Below are 19,273 nucleotides of genomic sequence, written 5' to 3' on the forward strand. Positions count from 1 at the left end.
TGCCCCATTCCCATCCGTCAACCTCCCCCGCCGATACGGATCTGACACCCGAGGCGATCGCGGCGATGCCGATTCGCGAGCGCGTACGGATCGTCGAAACGCGCGTGCTCGCCGACGACTGGTACGTGCTGCGCAAAGTGACGTTCGACTTTCTGCGCCGTAACGGCACGTGGCAGCGCCAGCATCGCGAGACCTACGATCGCGGCAATGGCGCGACGATCCTGTTGCACAACCCCGCGACGGGGCATGTCGTGCTCACGCGTCAATTCCGCATGCCCGCATTCGTCAACGGTCACGACGGCATGCTGGTCGAAGCAGCCGGCGGTCTGCTCGACAACGCGTCGCCCGAAGACCGCATTCGCGCCGAGGCCGAGGAAGAGACCGGCTATCGCGTGCAACACGTGCGCAAGGTATTCGAAGCTTTCATGAGTCCGGGGTCGGTCACCGAAAAGCTCTACTTCTATGTCGGCGAATACGACTCGTCGACGCGCGTCGGAGACGGCGGCGGACTCGAAGAAGAAGGCGAGGATCTCGAAGTCATCGAAATGCCGCTCGACGAGGCGATCGACGCCATCGAGCGCGGCGAGATCGTCGACGGCAAGACGATCATGCTGCTCCAATACGCAGCGCTCCACGGCCTCGCTCGGACACGAACGCCGACCCACGGCTAAACTCTGCGCATCGCGTTCCGGGAGCCTGTCATGCGTCGACGCATTTCGATGAACCGGTGGATGACGTTGGCCGTCACGATCCTGTCGCTTGCGGGTCTGTACGGCATGGCGACGCTCGCGCAAGCCTGCACGCGCGCGCTCTATGCCGGTGCCGACGGGCAGATCATCACGGGCCGCACGATGGATTGGTCCGAGGACATGATGTCGAATCTCTGGGTCTTTCCGGCGGGCATCGAACGCGATGGCGCAGGCGGTCCGCGCTCGCCGCGATGGACGTCGAAATACGGCAGCGTCATCGTGTCGGGCTATGAAATCGGCAGCGTCGACGGCATGAACGAGCGCGGGCTCGTCGCGAATGCGCTCTATCTCGCCGAGACCGATTACGGCAAACCCGATGCGTCTCGCCCGCCGCTGTCGATCAGTCTCTGGGCGCAATACGCGCTCGACAACTTCGCGACCGTCGCCGAAGCGGTCGATGTATTGAGTCAGGAACCGTTTCAGGTCATTGCGCCGCCGCTGCCCAACGGCAAGGCGTTGACGATCCATCTGTCGCTCTCGGATGCGCACGGCGACTCGGCGATCCTCGAATATCTCGACGGCAAGCTCGTGATTCATCACGGCAGCGCGTACAAGGTCATGACGAACTCGCCGATCTATAGCGAACAACTCGCGCTCGATACCTATTGGCGCGGCGTCGGCGGGCTGGCTTTCCTGCCGGGCACGAACCGGGCCGCGGATCGTTTCGTGCGGACGTCGTTCCTGCTCGATGCGATTCCCAAACAGCTCGACCCGAATTACATCGTCGGCGTGCCGAACCGGTCGTATGCTTTCCAGGCCGTGGCGGCGGTCATGAGTGTCATGCGCTCGGTCAGCGTGCCCTTGGGCATCAGCACGCCCGATCAACCCAATCTGTCGTCGACGATCTGGCGCACCGTCGCGGACCAGAAGAACCTCATCTACTACTTCGATTCGGCGACGCGGCCCGATACGTTCTGGATTCCGCTCGCCAAACTGAATCTGAAACCCGGCGCGCCGGTGCTCAAACTCACGATTGCGAACGGGCAAGTGTATTCGGGCGATGTATCGGGATCGTTCGTGCCGACGCGCTCGTTCAACTTCATGCCCGCGCAAGGGCTCAAGGCGTTCGCGGCGCAGGCGAACCCTTGAGGCTTGAAGGCTTAAGAAGTCTTAGCGCTTCGAGGCGTTCTTTGGCGCTTTGATAGGCCTTATTTTTTAGCGCTTTAATGCTTTATTAACGCCCTAACGCCCTAACGCCCTAACGTCTTCAGGATGCCGCCGACACCGTCTTTTGCGCATCCGCCGCATCGTCACGCGCGACACGCGCGGGATTCAGCACGAATTCGAAATCGAGTGTGCTGAACGCCGTCGCCGAGTCCGTGCCGTCGGGCGCACGACCTGGCGCGTGCTGCTGCCAATTGGCGATCAGCGACGAGCGCACGCCGAATACCGCATCGGAATCGAGGTACTTGTCGCCCGAGCGGAACACGTGCGTGATGAGCCGTTCATAGCCCGGCGCTTCGATCATGAAGTGCAGATGCGCGGGACGCCACGGATGACGGCCCAGCGCGTCGAGCATGCGGCCCACGGGGCCATCGTGCGGAATCGGATACGACTCGGCGGTAATCGACTTGAAATTGAACGTGCCGTCGGCGCGGCCATGCAACGATCCCCGTGCCTGGTTTTCGGCGAGATCCGGATTCTGCACATCGTAAAAGCCTTCCGAATCGGCCTGCCAGACGTGGATCAGCGCATGCGGTACGGGCTCGCCGCCGATCCCCCGAATCGTGCCGCTGACATAACAGGGTTCGCCCTTCGCGCCGTTCGCGACATCGTCGCCGTTCTCGTATTCGGGCGCGTCCTCGACGAAAAACGGTCCGAACACCGTGGCCTCCGTACATCCGACAGGCTTGCGATTATTCAGCGCCGTCACCAGCATCGACAGCCCCAGCGTGTCCGAAAGCAGGATGAATTCCTGACGCTTGTCGTCGGTAATGTGCCCGACGTCGGTCAGGAACTGAATGCCCTTGAACCATTCGTCCTCGGTAAGCCCGACATCGCGCGCGAAGCTGTGCAGATGCTGGACAAGACTCGTCATGATCTGGCGCAGCCGAGGATTGGCCGCGTTCGCGTGACGCGCGAGAACGATCTGCGTGATCGTGTCTTCGTTGACGTTTTGCATCGTGTGTCTCCTGAATATCTTGAGTTTTGGCTCAGGATAGTCGCTCGACACGCGATAAAAAAGCACGCTCACGGGAAACATTGTGTCGCTACGCGGGAAAATGCACCCGCCTCGACGGGCTGCGGCCCGCTAAGCCGACTTGCCGCGTCGCCTCGCGTAAGCCCGCATCGTGTAGACCGCATAGTTCTCGAGCGACTGCCGCACGCTGTCCTGCGAGCCCGATAACGTTTGCGAAACATCGTCAGACGGCACGTCGGCCGGCGTGCCGAGTCCATCGTCACTCTGCACGAATGCCTCGAAACGCATCGCGTCCGCCGTGTGGATCGCACCGTCGAACGGCGGATCGTCGAGCGTGCCGAAAACGACCTCGTCGCACGCGACAACATCGCGCCAGCTCGGCAGACTGCCGACCGTATCGGTCCGGTACCGGACCCTGAACAACGTCGGCGTCGCCGTGCGCGTCGTCCAGAGATCGTCGACCGTGCGCACGGTCCCGTTGAACACGAAGCGCACCCATTGCGTCGACACCGCATCGCTGTGCTCGGCGATGAGTTCGCCGAGCGCGAGCAGCACATAAGGCATATCGGATTGCCGAAGACCCGGGTGCGACCAGAGATTCACGGCATCGGCATACGCGACGAGACTGATCAGCCGCGCGATCGTCAGTGCCTCGACTTGCGCTTTCATGAGGCTGTAATGCGCACGCCAGCGCGCCACGAATGCGGCGCGGTTTTGCCGATGGCAACGTAGATCACGCGCATGCGCGACCTGCAAGGCCTGCGGCTGCACCGACTGCGCCGCGAGCGGGCATCGGCTCGCGCTCGCGCGTTCGCGATGGACGAAACCGACGGCCGCGCCCTCGTCGTCGACGACGACATCGAGGGCGTGCCGAAGGCATAGCGGGCATCGCGCGCGACGCTTGCCGGCCGCATCTTCACCGAACTCGCCGAGATAACGGCCAGCATCGATGTCGTGATCCGCCGACGGATGAAACGCCCGCGCCAGCAGTAGCTTGTCGAGATTCGTTACGTTCATCGTTGTCACATCGCTGCGGACTGTCTCGATCCGCCATGCGCGCCTCTCGCGCCTCATGCAAAACGCGGCATGAGCGACGCGTCGCGCGCATCGGTCCGTAACGGACTTGGATGGCACACGGTGTCGCAGTCCATGACCTGCGCGAGGATCGGCGGAGGATGCGGGGAAAGGTTGCAGGAGTACAGCAGGCGCGGATTACCGCGGCTGAAACCGGGGCGAATTGAAGCATCGGCCGATGACCGTTTGGAGACGCAAAAATTACATCTTCATTACAAAAATGGAAATCGTAAGCAAACCCGCCTGTTTGCGCGGCCCGGAGATTTTGTGCGCGCGTCTGTTACAGATTATTCAGGACCGGTCGGGCCTGACATATCGCTTCGGCACCGGGCACGCGCGTCACTCCGCGCGCGTCGAAATCACGCCACATTGCGAGGAAAACGGGCGCCGCCACGCGCGCGACACAAGCGCGACACAAAGACGGCCAACGGCATCACGCGACGCACGACTCAAGACGTATTGAGCTTGCGCCAGAGCGTCGTCTTGCTGATGCCGAGCGCCTTGCAGACCGCGTCGCGATCGCCGTTCGCGGCGGCGAGCGCCGCGCGGATCTCGTCGGCTTCGACATGCCGGCTGCGTTCGCGCAGCGTCAACGGCGCGCGTTTCGCGCGCGCATGCGAGCCGAACAGCTCGGGGGCGATCGTCTGCAGCACGTCGCGCGTGAGCAGCCGATCGAGCGCACCGTCGTCGACACGCGTCTCGGCCGCGTCGGCGAGCTCGACGGCCACGCGCTCGATGACGTTCTGAAGCTCGCGGACATTCCCGGGCCACGCATAGTGGCGCAGCGATTCCGCGACGCCGTCGAGCAGCCGTCGCGCCGTCGCGGCATCCCTTACGAGCGCAGTAAGACGCGTTTCACGGCGCGCCGCCTGTACAAGCAGTTCAGCCGCGAGCGACATCAAGTCCGTCAGACGTTCGCGCAGCGGCGGCAACGCGATGCTCAGGATATTGAGCCGATAGTAGAGATCGGCGCGGAACGTGCCGGACGCGACACCTTCCGTCAATCCGCGATGCGTCGCCGCAACGACGCGGATATCGACGCGCGTCGGCTCGGTCGAGCCGAGCCGCACGACCTCGCGCTCTTGCAACACACGCAGCAAACGGCTTTGCAGCGGCAAGGGCATCTCGCCGATTTCATCGAGAAACAGCGTGCCGCGATGCGCGGCTTCGATCAGGCCCGCCTTACCGCCCTTGCGCGCGCCCGTAAACGCGCCCTCTTCATAGCCGAACAACTCGCTTTCGAGCAGCGCCTCGGGAAATGCGCCGCAATTGATCGCGACGAATGCAAAGTCATGGCGCGCGCTCAGCGCATGCATGCTCTGCGCGACCATCTCCTTGCCGGTGCCGCTCTCGCCAAGAATCAGCACCGTCGCATCGGATTTCGCATAGCGCTTCACGAGCGTGCGCACACGCTCGATCGAGGCGGACTCGCCGACGAGATCGCCGAGCCGATAGCGCGCCGTGAACTGCTGCGACCGGCGCCGCGAACGCACGGTGCGGTCGAGCCGCTCGACCGCGACGGTCTCCTGAAACGTGAGCACCGTGCCGGCGGCGGCGCCATGGCCCGCGAGCGGCCCGCGATGCACGACGTAACTGACGCCTCGCACGGAGCCGAGCGTATCGCCGTCGTCCTCGGGCAAGGTGCCCGCGAGATCGGGCGCGAGCGCGAGCAGCGCTTGACCGACCGCGCCCGCGGGATCGACACCGAGCACGTCGGCGAGCCGCTGATTGATCGCCTCGACATGACCGCGCGCATCGAGCGCCACCACGCCGTCGCGCATGTGCTGAAGCAGATTGTCGAGCCGCTGGCGGCGTACAGCCTCGCCGCGCATCGCATGCGCGACTTCGAGCGCCGTATCGAACGCCGACCGGATCGACGCGCGCGAATAGACGAACACCGCCGCCATCCCCGCGCGCGCCGCGAGATCCGTCACGAGCCCCGGCCCCACGACCGCGCCGATCCCGCGTTCACGCAGTTCGAGCACACAGCGCTCGGCGTCCTGCGCGGAGTCGTAGGTCGCGAACACGACTTCGATGCCGTACGCGGCGGCAAAACGGCGGACTTCGTCGAGCGTGTCGCCATGCGTGACGAGCGCGACCGACTCGGCCTCGCGACGCGCGCGCGCCAGCGCCTCCATGACGTCGAACCCGGTCGGATTGATGACGACGACGGGCGCGGCCGCGCGCGTCTTCAGATACGCGCCGTTCGAGCCGCCCGCGATGACGACGTCGGGCCGGCCGCCGCCGGCCGCCGCGATCTCGCGCACGGCGTCGTCGAACCCGCGCGAGACGACACGGACCTCGGCGCGCCCTTCGTATTCGGCGGCGATATCGACGAACAAATCGCGCAACCGGCTGATTCCGACGGCCCAGATCCTCGGCCGCGGCCCCACATCGACGGACTCAAGCATCCACGCGCACCCATTTACTCAAGAATCATCCAGTCGGCGTAGTATGCATGCGTGTTTTCGAAATCGAAATCTCGGATTGCATTTCTGAAATTCCGACACAGACATCGATGCTCGCATCCCTTGACGAATCAGGGACTTAAGATACGGCCACGACGATGGCCCGCTTCCTGCTTAGAGGGCCCGTCCCTTCTGGAGGTCCAATGAACACCGCACAACGACACCTTTCGAGCGCGGGCGCGAAATTCCGCGCCGCCGTCACTGAAGAACGCCCGCTGCAGGTCGTCGGCGCGATCACCGCGTATGCCGCGAAAATGGCCGAGGCCGTCGGCTTCAAGGCCTTGTATCTGTCGGGCGGCGGCGTCGCTGCGAACTCGCTCGGCATTCCCGATCTCGGCATCAGCACGATGGACGACGTGCTGATCGACGCGCGCCGCATCACGGATGCGTCGGGCCTGCCGCTGCTCGTCGATATCGATACCGGCTGGGGCGGTGCATTCAATATCGCGCGCACCGTGCGGTCGTTCATCAAGGCCGGCGTCGCGGCCGTGCATCTCGAGGACCAGGTCGGCCAGAAACGCTGCGGCCACCGGCCGGGCAAGGAAGTCGTCGCAAAGGAAGAAATGGTCGATCGCGTGAAGGCCGCCGTCGACGCGCGGACCGACGACGGCTTCGTGATCATGGCGCGCACCGACGCGGCTGCGGCCGAGGGCATCGATGCCGCGATCGAGCGCGCGGTCGCGTATGTCGAGGCCGGCGCCGATATGATCTTCCCCGAAGCGATGCGCACGCTCGACGACTACCGCCGCTTCAAGGCCGCGGTCAAGGTGCCGATCCTCGCGAATCTCACGGAATTCGGCTCGACGCCCCTCTTCACGATCGACGAATTGCGCGACGCGAACGTCGATATCGCGCTCTATTGCTGTGGCGCGTATCGTGCAATGAACGCCGCGGCGCTCAATTTCTACGAGACCGTCAAGCGCGACGGCACGCAAAAGGCTGCCGTCGAAACGATGCAGTCGCGCAACGACCTCTACGCGTACCTCGGCTATCACGCGTACGAGCAGAAGCTCGACGCGCTGTTCGCCGCGCAGAAATAAGCGCGCGGCGCGCGCAATCGACGACGATGAAGCACCCCTTATTTCCAAGAACATTCGGATGGCAGGAGATCGCAGCATGAGCGAAGCAGACAACACCAAGCCCGCCTTCAAGCCCAAGAAGTCCGTCGCGCTGTCGGGCGTCACGGCCGGCAACACGGCGCTGTGCACGGTCGGCCGTACCGGCAACGACCTTCACTATCGCGGCTACGACATCCTCGATCTCGCGGGCGCATGCGAATTCGAGGAAGTCGCGCATTTGCTCGTGCACGGCAAGCTGCCGAACAAGGCGGAACTCGCGGCCTACAAGCGCAAGCTCAAGGCCTTGCGCGGCCTGCCCGCGAACGTCAAGGCCGCGCTCGAATGGGTGCCCGCCTCGGCGCATCCGATGGACGTCATGCGCACGGGCGTCTCCGTGCTCGGCACCGTGCTGCCCGAGAAGGACGACCACAATCTGCCCGGCGCGCGCGACATCGCCGACCGCCTGCTCGCCTCGCTCGGTTCGATCCTGCTCTACTGGTACCACTACTCGCACAACGGCAAGCGCATCGAAGTCGAGACCGACGACGATTCGATCGGCGGCCACTTCCTGCATCTGCTGCACGGCGCGCCGCCGCCGAAATCGTGGGTCGATGCGATGCACGTGTCGCTGAACCTGTATGCCGAGCACGAATTCAACGCGTCGACGTTCACGGGCCGCGTGATCGCGGGCACGGGTTCGGACATGTACTCGGCCGTCACGGGCGCGATCGGCGCGCTGCGCGGTCCGAAGCACGGCGGCGCGAACGAAGTCGCGTTCGAAATCCAGACCCGCTATGCCGACCCCGACGAAGCCGAGGCCGATATTCGCCGGCGCGTCGAGAACAAGGAAGTCGTGATCGGTTTCGGCCATCCCGTCTATACGATCTCCGATCCGCGCAACAAGGTCATCAAGGAAGTCGCGCGCAAGCTCTCGAAGGACGCGTCGAACACGAAGCTCTTCGATATCGCCGAGCGTCTCGAATCCGTCATGTGGGATGCGAAGAAGATGTTCCCGAACCTCGACTGGTTCAGCGCCGTCTCGTACCACATGATGGGCGTGCCGACCGCGATGTTCACGCCGGTCTTCGTGATCTCGCGGATCTCGGGCTGGGCCGCGCACATCATCGAACAACGTATCGACAACAAGATCATTCGCCCGAGCGCGAACTACACGGGCCCCGAGGACCTGCCGTTCGTGCCGCTCGCGAAGCGCTGAGCGCACGACCCCGACGCGCGCTCGGCGCGCGTCGCGTCCCTCACGAACCGAGCCGCCGCGACACGCTTCGAGCCTCTTCGACGTGCATGACGGCGACCTAACGACGTCCCCAGATCATGAATACCGCCTATCGCAAACCCCTGCCCGGGACCTCGCTCGACTACTTCGATACGCGCGCCGCGATCGAGGCCATCGCGCCCGGCGCCTACGACCGCTTGCCCTATACGTCGCGCGTGCACGCCGAGAACCTCGTGCGCCGCTGCGATCCCGCAACGCTGACGGCTTCGCTCGAACAGATCATCGAGCGCAAGCGCGATCTCGACTTCCCGTGGTTTCCCGCGCGCGTCGTCTGCCACGACATCCTCGGCCAGACCGCGCTCGTCGATCTCGCGGGCCTGCGCGATGCGATCGCCGCGCAAGGCGGCGACCCTGCGCTCGTGAATCCCGTCGTGCCTACGCAGCTTGTCGTCGACCACTCGCTCGCGGTCGAATGCGGCGGCTTCGACAAGGATGCGTTCGCGAAGAATCGCGCGATCGAGGACCGTCGCAACGAAGACCGCTTCGATTTCATCAACTGGACGAAGAAGGCGTTTCGCAACGTCGACGTGATTCCGCCGGGCAACGGCATCCTGCATCAGATCAACCTCGAACGCATGAGCCCGGTGATCCAGGTCGCCGACGGCGTCGCGTATCCCGACACGCTCGTCGGCACCGACTCGCATACGCCGATGGTCGATGCGCTCGGCGTGATCGCGATCGGCGTCGGCGGGCTCGAAGCCGAGAGCGTCATGCTCGGCCGCGCATCGTGGATGCGTCTGCCGGATATCGTCGGCGTCGAGCTCTCGGGCCAACCGCAACCCGGCATCACGGCGACCGATATCGTGCTCGCGCTGACCGAATTCCTGCGCAAGGAAAAGGTCGTCTCGTCGTATCTCGAGTTCTATGGCCAAGGCGCGGCGCGCCTCACGCTCGGCGATCGTGCGACGATCGCGAACATGGCGCCCGAATTCGGCGCGACCGCCGCGATGTTCTATATCGACGAGCAAACGATCCGATATCTGAAGCTCACGGGCCGCGACGACGCGCTCGTGCGTCTCGTCGAGACCTACGCGAAGCACACGGGTCTCTGGGCCGACAGCCTCGCGAACGCCGAGTACGAGCGCGTGCTCAAGTTCGATCTGTCGAGCGTCGTGCGTACGATCGCGGGTCCGTCGAATCCGCACAAGCGCGTGCCGACATCGGAACTTGCCGCGCGCGGCATCAGCGGCACGGTCGAGAACGAACCGGGCCGCATGCCCGACGGCGCCGTGATCATCGCCGCCATCACGAGCTGCACGAACACGAACAACCCGCGCAACATGATCGCGGCCGGCCTGCTCGCGCGTAACGCGAACCGCCGCGGCCTCACGCGCAAGCCCTGGGCCAAGACCTCGCTCGCGCCGGGCTCGAAAGCCGTCACGCTGTATCTCGAGGAAGCCGGTCTGCTGCCCGAGCTCGAACGGCTCGGCTTCGGCGTCGTCGCCTATGCATGCACGTCGTGCAACGGCATGTCGGGTGCGCTCGATCCCGCGATTCAGCGCGAGATCGTCGAGCACGATCTGTATGCGACGGCGGTACTCTCGGGCAACCGGAATTTCGACGGACGCATTCATCCGTACGCGAAACAGGCGTTCCTCGCCTCGCCGCCGCTCGTCGTCGCCTATGCGATCGCGGGCACGATCCGCTTCGATATCGAACAGGACGTGCTCGGCATCGATGCCGACGGCCGGTCCGTCACGCTCAAGGACATCTGGCCGAGCGACGAAGAGATCGACGCGGTCGTCGCGTCGAGCGTCAAGCCCGAACAGTTCCGCAAGGTCTACGAGCCGATGTTCGCGCTGCGCGCCGACGACGGCGAAACCGCGGCCCCGCTCTACGACTGGCGCGCGCAAAGCACGTATATCCGGCGTCCGCCGTACTGGGAAGGCGCGCTCGCCGGCGCGCGCACGCTCACGGGCATGCGCGCGCTCGCGGTGCTCGGCGACAACATCACGACCGACCACCTGTCGCCGTCGAACGCGATCCTGCTCGACAGCGCCGCGGGCGAATACCTCGCGAAGATGGGCCTGCCCGAGGAGGACTTCAATTCGTACGCGACGCACCGCGGCGATCATCTGACCGCGCAGCGCGCAACGTTCGCGAACCCGACGCTCAAGAACGAGATGGTCCGCGAGGACGGCAAGGTCAAAGCCGGATCGCTCGCGCGCATCGAGCCCGACGGCACAGTCACGCGCATGTGGGAAGCGATCGAGACGTATATGGAGCGCAAGCAGCCGCTGATCGTCATCGCGGGCGCCGACTACGGTCAAGGCTCGTCGCGCGACTGGGCCGCGAAGGGCGTGCGGCTCGCGGGCACCGAAGCGATCGTCGCCGAAGGCTTCGAGCGGATCCACCGGACGAATCTCGTCGGCATGGGCGTGCTGCCGCTCGAATTCAAGCCCGGCACGAACCGCCTCACGCTCGGCATCGACGGCACGGAAACCTTCGACGTGATCGGCGCGCGCGAACCGCGCGCCGATCTCACGCTCGTGATCCATCGCCGCGACGGCGCGCGCGACGAGGTCTGCGTGACATGCCGCCTCGATACCGCCGAGGAAGTCTCGATCTACGAAGCCGGCGGCGTGCTCCAGCGCTTTGCGCAGGATTTTCTCGAATCGTCGAAGACCGCAGCTTGACCCATAAGGACCGTTACACCATGACGCATTCGCCTCAAATCCGAATTGCCGCCACGTATATGCGTGGGGGCACGAGCAAAGGCGTCTTCTTTCGTCTCGAAGATCTACCCGATCCCGCGCGCGTGCCCGGCGCGTTTCGCGACGCGCTGCTGATGCGCGTGATCGGCAGCCCCGATCCGTACGGCAAGCAGATCGACGGCATGGGAGGCGCGACGTCGAGCACGAGCAAGACGGTCATCGTCTCGCGCAGCACACGGCCCGATCATGACGTCGACTATCTGTTCGGGCAGGTCGCGATCGACAAGGCCTTCGTCGACTGGAGCGGCAACTGCGGCAACCTGTCGGCGGCCGTGGGTCCGTTCGCGATCGCGAGCGGCCTGATCGATGCCGCGCGCATTCCGCTCAACGGCATCATGACCGTGCGCATCTGGCAGGCCAACATCGGCAAGACCATCATTGCGCACGTCCCCATCACGAACGGCAGCGTGCAGGAGACCGGCGACTTCGAGCTCGACGGCGTCACGTTTCCCGCAGCCGAAGTGCCGCTCGAATTCATCGATCCGGCAGCCGATGACGAAGGCCCGGGCAGTTCGATGTTTCCTACCGGCCAAGTCGTCGACGACCTCGACGTGCCGGGTGTCGGCACGCTGCAGGCGACGATGATCAATGCGGGCATTCCGACGATCTTCGTCAACGCGGCCTCGATCGGCTACAAGGGCACCGAGCTCCAGGAGATGATCAACAGCGATCCCGACGCGCTTGCGATGTTCGAAACGATCCGCGCGCACGGCGCGCTTCGCATGGGCCTCATCGATCGGCTCGAAGACATCGCGACGCGCCAGCACACGCCGAAGATCGCGTTCGTCGCACCGCCGGCCGACTATGTGGCGTCGAGCGGCAAAGCCGTCAGACGCCACGATGTCGATCTGCTCGTGCGTGCGATGTCGATGGGCAAGCTGCATCACGCGATGATGGGCACGGCCGCCGTCGCGATCGGCACCGCGGCCGCGATACCGGGCACGCTCGTGAATCTCGCTGCCGGCGGCGGCGCGCGCGAGACGGTCCGCTTCGGTCATCCGTCGGGCACGCTGCGCGTCGGTGCGCAGGCCAAGCGCGACGGCGACGAATGGGTCGTCACGAAAGCGCTCATGAGCCGCAGCGCGCGCGTGCTGATGGAAGGCTGGATCCGCGTGCCGCTCGACGGTGCCGAGAGCTGACGGCATGCGCGCACACGATCGATGTAGGGGATCGTGTGCGTGCATGCATCGCGACTACTTGTTCAGCGCGGGCGGGAAATACTTGCCGTTCGCCACATCCGCGGCGGGACCATAGAACCGGAACGTCAGGTTGTAGTCGACCGCTTCGACAGTCGGCAGCCAGTTCGTGGCCGGCACGTCGCTCGGCCGCTTCGGTCCGAACGCAAGCGTCAGCGAGCCGTCCTCGTCGTATTTGACGTGCGATTCCTTGTTGAGCAGATACCGGCGCGTCGGCGTCGGCAGCACGCGGAACGTCTTCGCGTCGACCGCGACGACGGACCAGAAATAACGCGCCTTCGATTTCGGCAACGCCGAAGCGGGAAACGTCATCGTGTACGACGTACTGCCGTCGAGATGCTGCGCCGTGAAATAGACGACTTCATCGCGCGTGTTGGCCCAGATGCCTGCGTAGTTGACGAGCGTGCGCGTCATGTAGTCATCGCCGTAGGTCCCCGCGCGACGCGGATGCGACCATCCGTTTTGCGACGCCCCCATCGATGCGAGCAGGCTCGGCAGCGCGGGCACCGCCTGTTCATCGACGACGTTCGCGACACGCGCGCGTCCGCTCGCCCCCGACGTCGACAACGCGCGAACCTTGTCGAGCGTACGCCGAATCGCGTCCATGCCCGAATTGATATCCGGCTCGCCGGCGAGCATCGCATCGGCGCTGTCGAACAGCTCGACACCCGGTAGCCCCTTGTCGTCGAACGCGGGAATCTCGGGCGGGTTGTCGGGACTGATCGGTTCGCTCCGTCGCAGCACGATCTCGTGCTGAAGGCGGATCGCTTCGCTCGGCGTCGAGCCGAGTTCGATCCGCGCGAGCGCGCGTGCCGTTTTGCTCGGCAGATCGATGCGCGGCACACCGCGTGCGACGGTGACGCCGCTGCCCTTCAGACAGATCGCGAACTTGCCGTACGGATGATCGGGAAACGTGCGCTCATTGATGTTCGCAACAGTCTCGCCCCACCCATTGAGCAACTGGAACGTGTAATAGCGACCCTTGATCTTCGGCAACTGAAGGATGTCGCATGTCTTCTCGTCCACGCCGATCCAGGCCTCGGAGTAGACGACATCGAGATTCGGATTGGCCCAATTCACGCCACCGGGCTGCCGGTGCACGATCTTGTTCCATTTGAAACCGCCTTCGTCGAGGTCGGCATGTTCCTGCTTCAGGATCAGCGCGCGCCCAAGCAGGTAGTAGTACGCATCGACGATGTCCTGATCCGATACGTCCGGCGCCGTGATCGCAGGCGCCGCGCCGTTCTTCGAATACTTCGGCGGCGTCGCGCCACAGGCCGCCAGCGCGCAGCACACCGCGACCGCGAGCGCGGCGCCCCAGCGGCGCGCCTGTGACAAGTCCTGCGGCACATTCGTTGGTGCAGCCCCGTTCCCCGCGCGGCTCGACTTGCGCCGCTCAACACCCTCTCGATCCGCTGCCGACATAGTGACTCCGTCATCGTGTAATTGCAGCACGGCCAGACCGTCCGACCCCGTCTTCGGATGCGATACAGATTAAGAGGTCTGTCACGGTTTCGCCATGCCGATGCCAAGCGAATCCCATGCGCGCAAAGCGATCGCGCGCGCTCGGCATTGTGACGCAAAGCCGGCCCTGTGCGCAGTGCGCGTGGCGTCGCGGCGCGATCGCGTCGAAGCCCGATCGGTCGAGCGCCGGCTATTTATATCAACTTGTGATATATTTCCACGCATCCCTTCTCGCGGTTCCATCCGATCGAGGACGACGTCGAAGCGCGCCGCGCGCAGCACGTTCGGCGTTCGAATCGCGTGTTGGGCTCAATCAAGCGCGCCCTTTCGAACGTCTCTCTTTCGACCTCGACCGACCATGAGTCTTGCTTCACACAAGCGCGATTTCGCGACGAACGCGCGATTGCCCGGCATGTTTCTGCTGGCCGCCTGCATCGGCGGCGTCAGCACACTCGCCGCCGTCGTGTTGTTGAATCTGATCCGGTTCTTCACGAATCTCTTTTTCTACGGCACGTTTTCGTTCGCCGAGCGCTCGCCCGCCGATAACGCGCTCGGTCTCGGAGTCGTGCTGATTCCCGTGATCGGCGGCCTCATCGTCGGATTGATGGCGCGCTTCGGTTCCGAGAAGATCCGCGGCCACGGCATCCCCGAGGCGATCGAAGCGATCCTGTTCGGCAAAAGCAAGATGTCGCCGAAAGTCGCGGTGCTCAAGCCGCTTTCGTCAGGCATCGTCATCGGCAGCGGCGGCCCGTTCGGCGCCGAGGGGCCGATCATCATGACCGGCGGCGCGCTCGGCTCGCTGATTGCACAGTGTTTCAAGGTCACGGCTGCGGAACGCAAGACCTTGCTCGTCGCAGGCGCCGCGGCGGGCATGACCGCAGTGTTCGGCACGCCGGTCGCCGCCGTGCTGCTCGCCGTCGAATTGTTGCTCTTCGAATGGCGTCCGCGCAGTTTCCTGCCCGTCGCGATCGCATGCGCGGTCGCCGGCTTCGCGCGCGCGGTCTTCTTCGGCACGCAGCCGTTGTTTCCCTTGCAGACCGGCGCGCCGGATGCGTGGACGCTGATCTCGTGCCTCGTCGCCGGTCTGCTGTGCGGGGCACTCGCATCGAGTCTGTCGGCCGCGTTGTACAAGGTCGAAGATCTGTTCGGCAAGCTGCCGATCCACTGGATGTGGTGGCCCGCGCTCGGCGGCATCGCGATCGGCCTCGGCGGTCTGATCGAGCCGCGCGCGCTCGGGGTCGGCTACGACGTGATCGGCGATCTGCTGCATCAACACATCGCGCTGCGGATCGCGGTTGCGCTGCTCATCGTCAAAGCGGTCATCTGGGTCGTCGCGCTCGGCTCGGGGACCTCGGGCGGCGTGCTCGCGCCGCTGCTGATGCTCGGCGCGGGCCTCGGCACCGTGCTCGCGCATGCGCTCCCGGGCAGCCAGCCCGCGCTCTGGCCGCTCGTCTGCATGGCCGCGACGCTCGGGGCGACGCTCGGCGCGCCGTTGACCGCTATCGTGTTCGCATTCGGCCTCACGCACGACAGCAACGCGTTGCTGCCGCTGCTCACCGCGACGCTGGTCGCACACGGTTTTGCCACGGTCACCATGCGGCGCTCGATCATGACCGAGAAGATCGCGCGGCGCGGATACCACATCTATCGCGAGTACGGCGTCGATCCGCTCGAACGGCACTTCGTCGACGAACTCATGACGCGCGATGTCGCGACGATCGATGCGTCAACGCCGATCTCGGACGCGCTGACGACGTATTTCGGACCGACGCAAACGCATCGCGCCTATCCCGTCGTGCGCGACGGCATGCTCGTGGGCATCGTCGATCGGGCCCGACTCGACCATGGACTGCACGATCGCACACTGCACGATGCATCCGATACGCGGACCCGCGCAACGCTCGCCGACGTGTTGCGCGACGCGCATCCGGTCTTTGCGCTGCCCGAGGAAACCTGCCGCCTCGTCGCCACGCGGCTTGCCGTGCATGGCCTCGAACGCGTGCCCGTGGTGGCCGACGCGTCGTCGCGCCGACTGGTCGGGATCGTGTCGCGCAGCGATCTGATCAAACCTTCATTGATACATTTCGACGAAGAGCACAAGCGCGAGCGCTTTCGACGCGTGCTGCCCGTGAACGACAGGCGCCGGTCCATATTGCGTAAAGCCGGCTAAAACGCCGATTAAAAAATCTTGATAGGGAAAAATACCCAGTTTTATACGCATGACGAACTGTCAAGCGCCGCTGCTATACTCGGGCAAAGATTTCCGCATGGGCACGATCGGGATCGAATCTACCGATTCCAATCGATCGGATTGACGGCATATGACAAAGGCGCGGCGCATTCCGGTTTCCGAGCTGCGGATCGGGATGCATATCGAAGCACTCGGTGTGTTGTGGCCACGCCATCCTTTTGCGCGCGGGAGCTTCACGGTCACGACGCTCGGCGAAATCGCCGCGATCAAGGATGCCGGACTGCCGCACGTGCTCGTCAGCGAAGGCAAGGACCTTTCGCGTCCCGCGTTGACGCCCCGGCCACGCACCACGCCGCTACCGCCCTCCGTTCCTTCGTCCGCGACACCCGCGCCGAGCGCGACGGCATTGTCGCGCCTCGTGCAAGAGGAATCGAACGACCCGACGAGTGTCGCCGCCGAAGTCTTCAAGGCACGGCGCATTTGCGCCGAGGCCAAAGAGACCGTGATGTCGATGTTCGAAGAGGTCCGCCTCGGCCGCGCGATCGACCCCAAGACCGTCCTGCCGCTCGTGCAGGGCGTCGCCGACTCGATCCAGCGCAACCCGGTCGCGCTGATCAGCGTCGCGCGCCTCAAGACCCACGACGATTACACGTATCTGCATTCGGTCGCCGTCTGCGCGCTCATGATCGGACTCACGCGTCAGCTCGGACTCGACGAACGCTCGGTCCTGCTCGCGGGCGCAGGCGGTCTCATGCACGATCTCGGCAAGGCCGCCGTGCCGCTCGATATCCTGAACAAGCCCGGCAAGCTGACCGATTCCGAATTCGACCTCATGCGGCGTCATTCCGTGGCGGGCAGCGGCATGCTCAAGGAAGCCGGCGCGCCGCTCGAAGTGCAGGACGTCGCGCTGTATCACCACGAGAAGATGATCGGCGGCGGGTATCCGATCGGGCTCGTCGGCGACGATATTCCGCTATGGGCACGTATGGGCGCCGTCTGCGACGTCTACGACGCCATCACGTCCGAGCGCCCCTACAAGCATGCCTGGAACCCCGCCGACGCCATCCGCAACATGGCGAACTGGAACGGACACTTCGACCCGCGTCTGTTCAGCGCGTTTGTCAAATCGATCGGCATCTATCCGGTCGGGTCGCTCGTGCGTTTGACCTCGAACGAACTCGCGGTCGTCATCGAACCCGGATCGATATCGCTGCTCAAGCCGCAGGTCCGCGTGTTCTTTTCGATTCCGTCGAATCGGATCATTCCGGACACCGTTATCGATCTGGCCGCCGATGGCTGCGATATCCGGATCGTCGGACCCGAAGACCCGAGCCAATGGGGCTTCCCGCACCTCGAAACACTTTGGCAATAAAGCCTAAGAAGCTGTTGCGAAATTAAAGAAGCCGAGGGTTGAGACGAGACCAACAGACTAACGAACACGCCAAGGACAGGAAGGCCTCGTGAACATGGGCATATCGTTCATAGCGGATTTTCAGGCGTCGAAACGAATGCAGCCACGCGATATCGGTGTGCGCGAACGTATGCACACCTTGCAACATCCTTTCGAAAACATCGATGAAGGGCCGCTTCAGCGCCCCGACGACATGCAAGCCGCGCAAGCGTCACCGCGCGGCTTGCATGGACTTGTGGCGTAAAGGACACCACCCGTTCGATTCAACGCGATCCAAGTAAAATCGCGAAACGTTGAAGGACTGTTTCGCTATTTCATGCCTGTCAAATCTCCCCCGCTGCCCGCGCTGCTGTACGGCGAAGCCGATGCAATCCGGCATACCGATGCGCGCAGTCTCGGAGACCAGATCCAGCGCGTGTTCCCCGGCCTCAACGCCTACGATCCGCTGGGCAATCCGAAGCATTTTTCCGCCAAGAGCCGCGGCATTGCCTTGCCCGGCGTCCAGGTCGTGGCGAGCGCCATTTCGGCGAGCAGCGTCGATCGCGACGACCAGCAGCAAATGACGCTCATGATTCCGATGGCCGGGCAATGCACGGTCACGCTCGACGACAAGACATTTTCGTGGGGCGTCGGCCGCGCCGGGATTTATATGCCCGCCTTCGACGGGCGTGTACTCGGTCAAGGCGATGCCCGCAGCCTGCTCATGTTCAATCCCCAGCGCGACGCACTTGAACGCACGGCCCGCGCCATGTTCGGCCTGGCTGCCGACGAACCCGTTGACTTGTGCGCAGACGCGCCTCGCCTCGTGGGCGTCGACGTGGCGGGACACAGCCTCGAACCCGTATGGCGGGGACTCGGCGCCCTCATCGATGCGTATCGCGGCGATGCGGCCCTGCTTGCGCGTCTCGGATTCGACGACATCATCAAGCGGCATCTGGTCGCCCTGTTGCGCCCCGACATGACGGCACCCCACGCGCTCGGGTCAAAGGTCGAAAAGCGGCTGCGCCGCGAGGTCATCGACGACCTCTGCGATGCAATGCGCAGTCAACCCGGCAAGCGCTGGACGCTGACCGAGATGGAAATCCTCAGCGGTCTGTCGGCGCGCGCCTTGCAATACATGTTCAAGGCACGCTTCGGATGCAGCCCGATGGACTGGCTGCGAGAACAACGCCTGCAACTCGCGCGCCGTCGTCTGCTTCAAAACGATTTCGTAACGATCAGTCAACTCGCGCAAGACTGCGGCTTTGGCGCGGCAAGTCAATTTTCCGGGCTCTACAAAGCGCGCTTCGGGGTGACGCCGAGTCGCACGTAATTCAAACGAAGTTCGCACGACGTCCATCCGTCGAAGCCGGCTTGCTCATCGGTGTGCACCGCAATGCGCAACCGCTTTTTCCGCGCGCGGCGCACACGACTTTTCCCCGCCTGAAATCCCAACCCCGCCGCCAATAGCCGAAGCATTAACGGCAATGCACGCGCGTTCTTTAGGCCGAAACTCGCGCCAGCGCCGATATTTT

The 19,273-nt window shown here is 64.3% G+C and carries 14 protein-coding genes; 10 read left to right on the forward strand and 4 right to left on the reverse strand.

The features are described 5' to 3' along the window. Positions 1–65 precede the first annotated feature (65 nt). Both D7S86_RS17075 and D7S86_RS17080 read left to right on the forward strand, forming a co-directional pair. The gene (locus D7S86_RS17075; RefSeq protein WP_121088048.1) at positions 66–671 is read left to right on the forward strand and encodes an NUDIX domain-containing protein; all 606 of its coding nucleotides are present in this window, start codon (positions 66–68) and stop codon (positions 669–671) included. A 48-nt stretch (positions 672–719) separates the two neighbouring features. Further along, positions 720–1,838 carry a linear amide C-N hydrolase gene (locus tag D7S86_RS17080; protein ID WP_121088138.1) on the forward strand — a complete coding sequence of 373 codons (1,119 nt, stop codon included), beginning with the start codon at positions 720–722 and terminating at the stop codon, positions 1,836–1,838. Positions 1,839–1,956: 118 nt separating this feature from the next. Here the strand turns inward: D7S86_RS17080 and D7S86_RS17085 are convergent, their stop codons facing one another. From D7S86_RS17085 to prpR, 3 genes are all read right to left on the reverse strand, one after another. Then, positions 1,957–2,871 (reverse strand): intradiol ring-cleavage dioxygenase, encoded by a 915-nt coding sequence (locus D7S86_RS17085; RefSeq protein WP_121088139.1) that lies wholly within the window; start codon positions 2,869–2,871, stop codon positions 1,957–1,959. Between the two features lie 129 nt (positions 2,872–3,000). After that, positions 3,001–3,906: a hypothetical protein gene (locus tag D7S86_RS17090; RefSeq protein WP_121088049.1), complete on the reverse strand. Its 906-nt coding sequence runs from the start codon at positions 3,904–3,906 to the stop codon at positions 3,001–3,003. A 506-nt stretch (positions 3,907–4,412) separates the two neighbouring features. Then, a complete protein-coding gene (gene prpR, locus D7S86_RS17095; protein WP_121088050.1) occupies positions 4,413–6,374 on the reverse strand; it encodes a propionate catabolism operon regulatory protein PrpR in 1,962 nt (653 codons plus the stop codon). A 200-nt stretch (positions 6,375–6,574) separates the two neighbouring features. Between prpR and prpB the strand changes: the two genes are divergently transcribed. The 4 genes from prpB (at position 6,575) to prpF (ending at position 12,636) form a co-directional block, all read left to right on the forward strand. Next, complete coding sequence (gene prpB / locus D7S86_RS17100) at positions 6,575–7,471, forward strand: methylisocitrate lyase (protein WP_121088051.1); 897 nt, start codon at positions 6,575–6,577, stop codon at positions 7,469–7,471. Between the two features lie 76 nt (positions 7,472–7,547). Beyond that, complete coding sequence (gene prpC / locus D7S86_RS17105) at positions 7,548–8,705, forward strand: bifunctional 2-methylcitrate synthase/citrate synthase (RefSeq protein WP_121088052.1); 1,158 nt, start codon at positions 7,548–7,550, stop codon at positions 8,703–8,705. Between the two features lie 116 nt (positions 8,706–8,821). Beyond that, positions 8,822–11,419, forward strand: a complete 2,598-nt coding sequence (gene acnD / locus D7S86_RS17110; RefSeq protein WP_121088053.1) for a Fe/S-dependent 2-methylisocitrate dehydratase AcnD — start codon at positions 8,822–8,824, stop codon at positions 11,417–11,419. A 20-nt stretch (positions 11,420–11,439) separates the two neighbouring features. Further along, the gene (gene prpF, locus D7S86_RS17115) at positions 11,440–12,636 is read left to right on the forward strand and encodes a 2-methylaconitate cis-trans isomerase PrpF (RefSeq protein ID WP_121088054.1); all 1,197 of its coding nucleotides are present in this window, start codon (positions 11,440–11,442) and stop codon (positions 12,634–12,636) included. 54 nt (positions 12,637–12,690) lie between these two features. Here the strand turns inward: prpF and D7S86_RS17120 are convergent, their stop codons facing one another. Continuing rightward, on the reverse strand, positions 12,691–14,118 hold the full coding sequence (locus tag D7S86_RS17120; protein WP_240648233.1) for a DUF1214 domain-containing protein: 1,428 nt from the start codon (positions 14,116–14,118) through the stop codon (positions 12,691–12,693). Positions 14,119–14,515: 397 nt separating this feature from the next. On the opposite strand from D7S86_RS17120, the gene D7S86_RS17130 reads away from it, so the two are divergent. The 4 genes from D7S86_RS17130 to D7S86_RS17140 all read left to right on the forward strand — a co-directional run bounded on the left by D7S86_RS17130 (position 14,516) and on the right by D7S86_RS17140 (position 19,071). Further along, a complete protein-coding gene (locus D7S86_RS17130; RefSeq protein WP_121088056.1) occupies positions 14,516–16,327 on the forward strand; it encodes a chloride channel protein in 1,812 nt (603 codons plus the stop codon). Positions 16,328–16,478: 151 nt separating this feature from the next. After that, entirely contained in the window at positions 16,479–17,720 is a 1,242-nt protein-coding gene (locus D7S86_RS17135) for a cyclic di-GMP phosphodiesterase (protein WP_121088057.1), read from the forward strand. A gap of 88 nt (positions 17,721–17,808) precedes the next feature. Continuing rightward, positions 17,809–18,003 (forward strand): hypothetical protein, encoded by a 195-nt coding sequence (locus tag D7S86_RS29825; protein WP_166444134.1) that lies wholly within the window; start codon positions 17,809–17,811, stop codon positions 18,001–18,003. 72 nt (positions 18,004–18,075) lie between these two features. Next, positions 18,076–19,071 carry a helix-turn-helix transcriptional regulator gene (locus tag D7S86_RS17140; protein WP_121088058.1) on the forward strand — a complete coding sequence of 332 codons (996 nt, stop codon included), beginning with the start codon at positions 18,076–18,078 and terminating at the stop codon, positions 19,069–19,071. Positions 19,072–19,273: the final 202 nt, after the last annotated feature.

The sequence above is a fragment of the Pararobbsia silviterrae genome (assembly GCF_003628125.1).
In the GTDB taxonomy this organism is placed as follows: Bacteria; Pseudomonadota; Gammaproteobacteria; order Burkholderiales; family Burkholderiaceae; genus Pararobbsia; species Pararobbsia silviterrae.

Coding starts and splice junctions, on each gene's coding strand:
- D7S86_RS17075 (WP_121088048.1), top strand. CDS start 66: ATGCCGATTCGCGAGCGCGTACGGATCGTCGAAACGCGCGTGCTCGCC.
- D7S86_RS17080 (WP_121088138.1), top strand. CDS start 720: ATGAACCGGTGGATGACGTTGGCCGTCACGATCCTGTCGCTTGCGGGT.
- D7S86_RS17085 (WP_121088139.1), bottom strand. CDS start 2,871: ATGCAAAACGTCAACGAAGACACGATCACGCAGATCGTTCTCGCGCGT.
- D7S86_RS17090 (WP_121088049.1), bottom strand. CDS start 3,906: ATGAACGTAACGAATCTCGACAAGCTACTGCTGGCGCGGGCGTTTCAT.
- prpR (WP_121088050.1), bottom strand. CDS start 6,374: ATGCTTGAGTCCGTCGATGTGGGGCCGCGGCCGAGGATCTGGGCCGTC.
- prpB (WP_121088051.1), top strand. CDS start 6,575: ATGAACACCGCACAACGACACCTTTCGAGCGCGGGCGCGAAATTCCGC.
- prpC (WP_121088052.1), top strand. CDS start 7,548: ATGAGCGAAGCAGACAACACCAAGCCCGCCTTCAAGCCCAAGAAGTCC.
- acnD (WP_121088053.1), top strand. CDS start 8,822: ATGAATACCGCCTATCGCAAACCCCTGCCCGGGACCTCGCTCGACTAC.
- prpF (WP_121088054.1), top strand. CDS start 11,440: ATGACGCATTCGCCTCAAATCCGAATTGCCGCCACGTATATGCGTGGG.
- D7S86_RS17120 (WP_240648233.1), bottom strand. CDS start 14,118: ATGTCGGCAGCGGATCGAGAGGGTGTTGAGCGGCGCAAGTCGAGCCGC.
- D7S86_RS17130 (WP_121088056.1), top strand. CDS start 14,516: ATGAGTCTTGCTTCACACAAGCGCGATTTCGCGACGAACGCGCGATTG.
- D7S86_RS17135 (WP_121088057.1), top strand. CDS start 16,479: ATGACAAAGGCGCGGCGCATTCCGGTTTCCGAGCTGCGGATCGGGATG.
- D7S86_RS17140 (WP_121088058.1), top strand. CDS start 18,076: ATGCCTGTCAAATCTCCCCCGCTGCCCGCGCTGCTGTACGGCGAAGCC.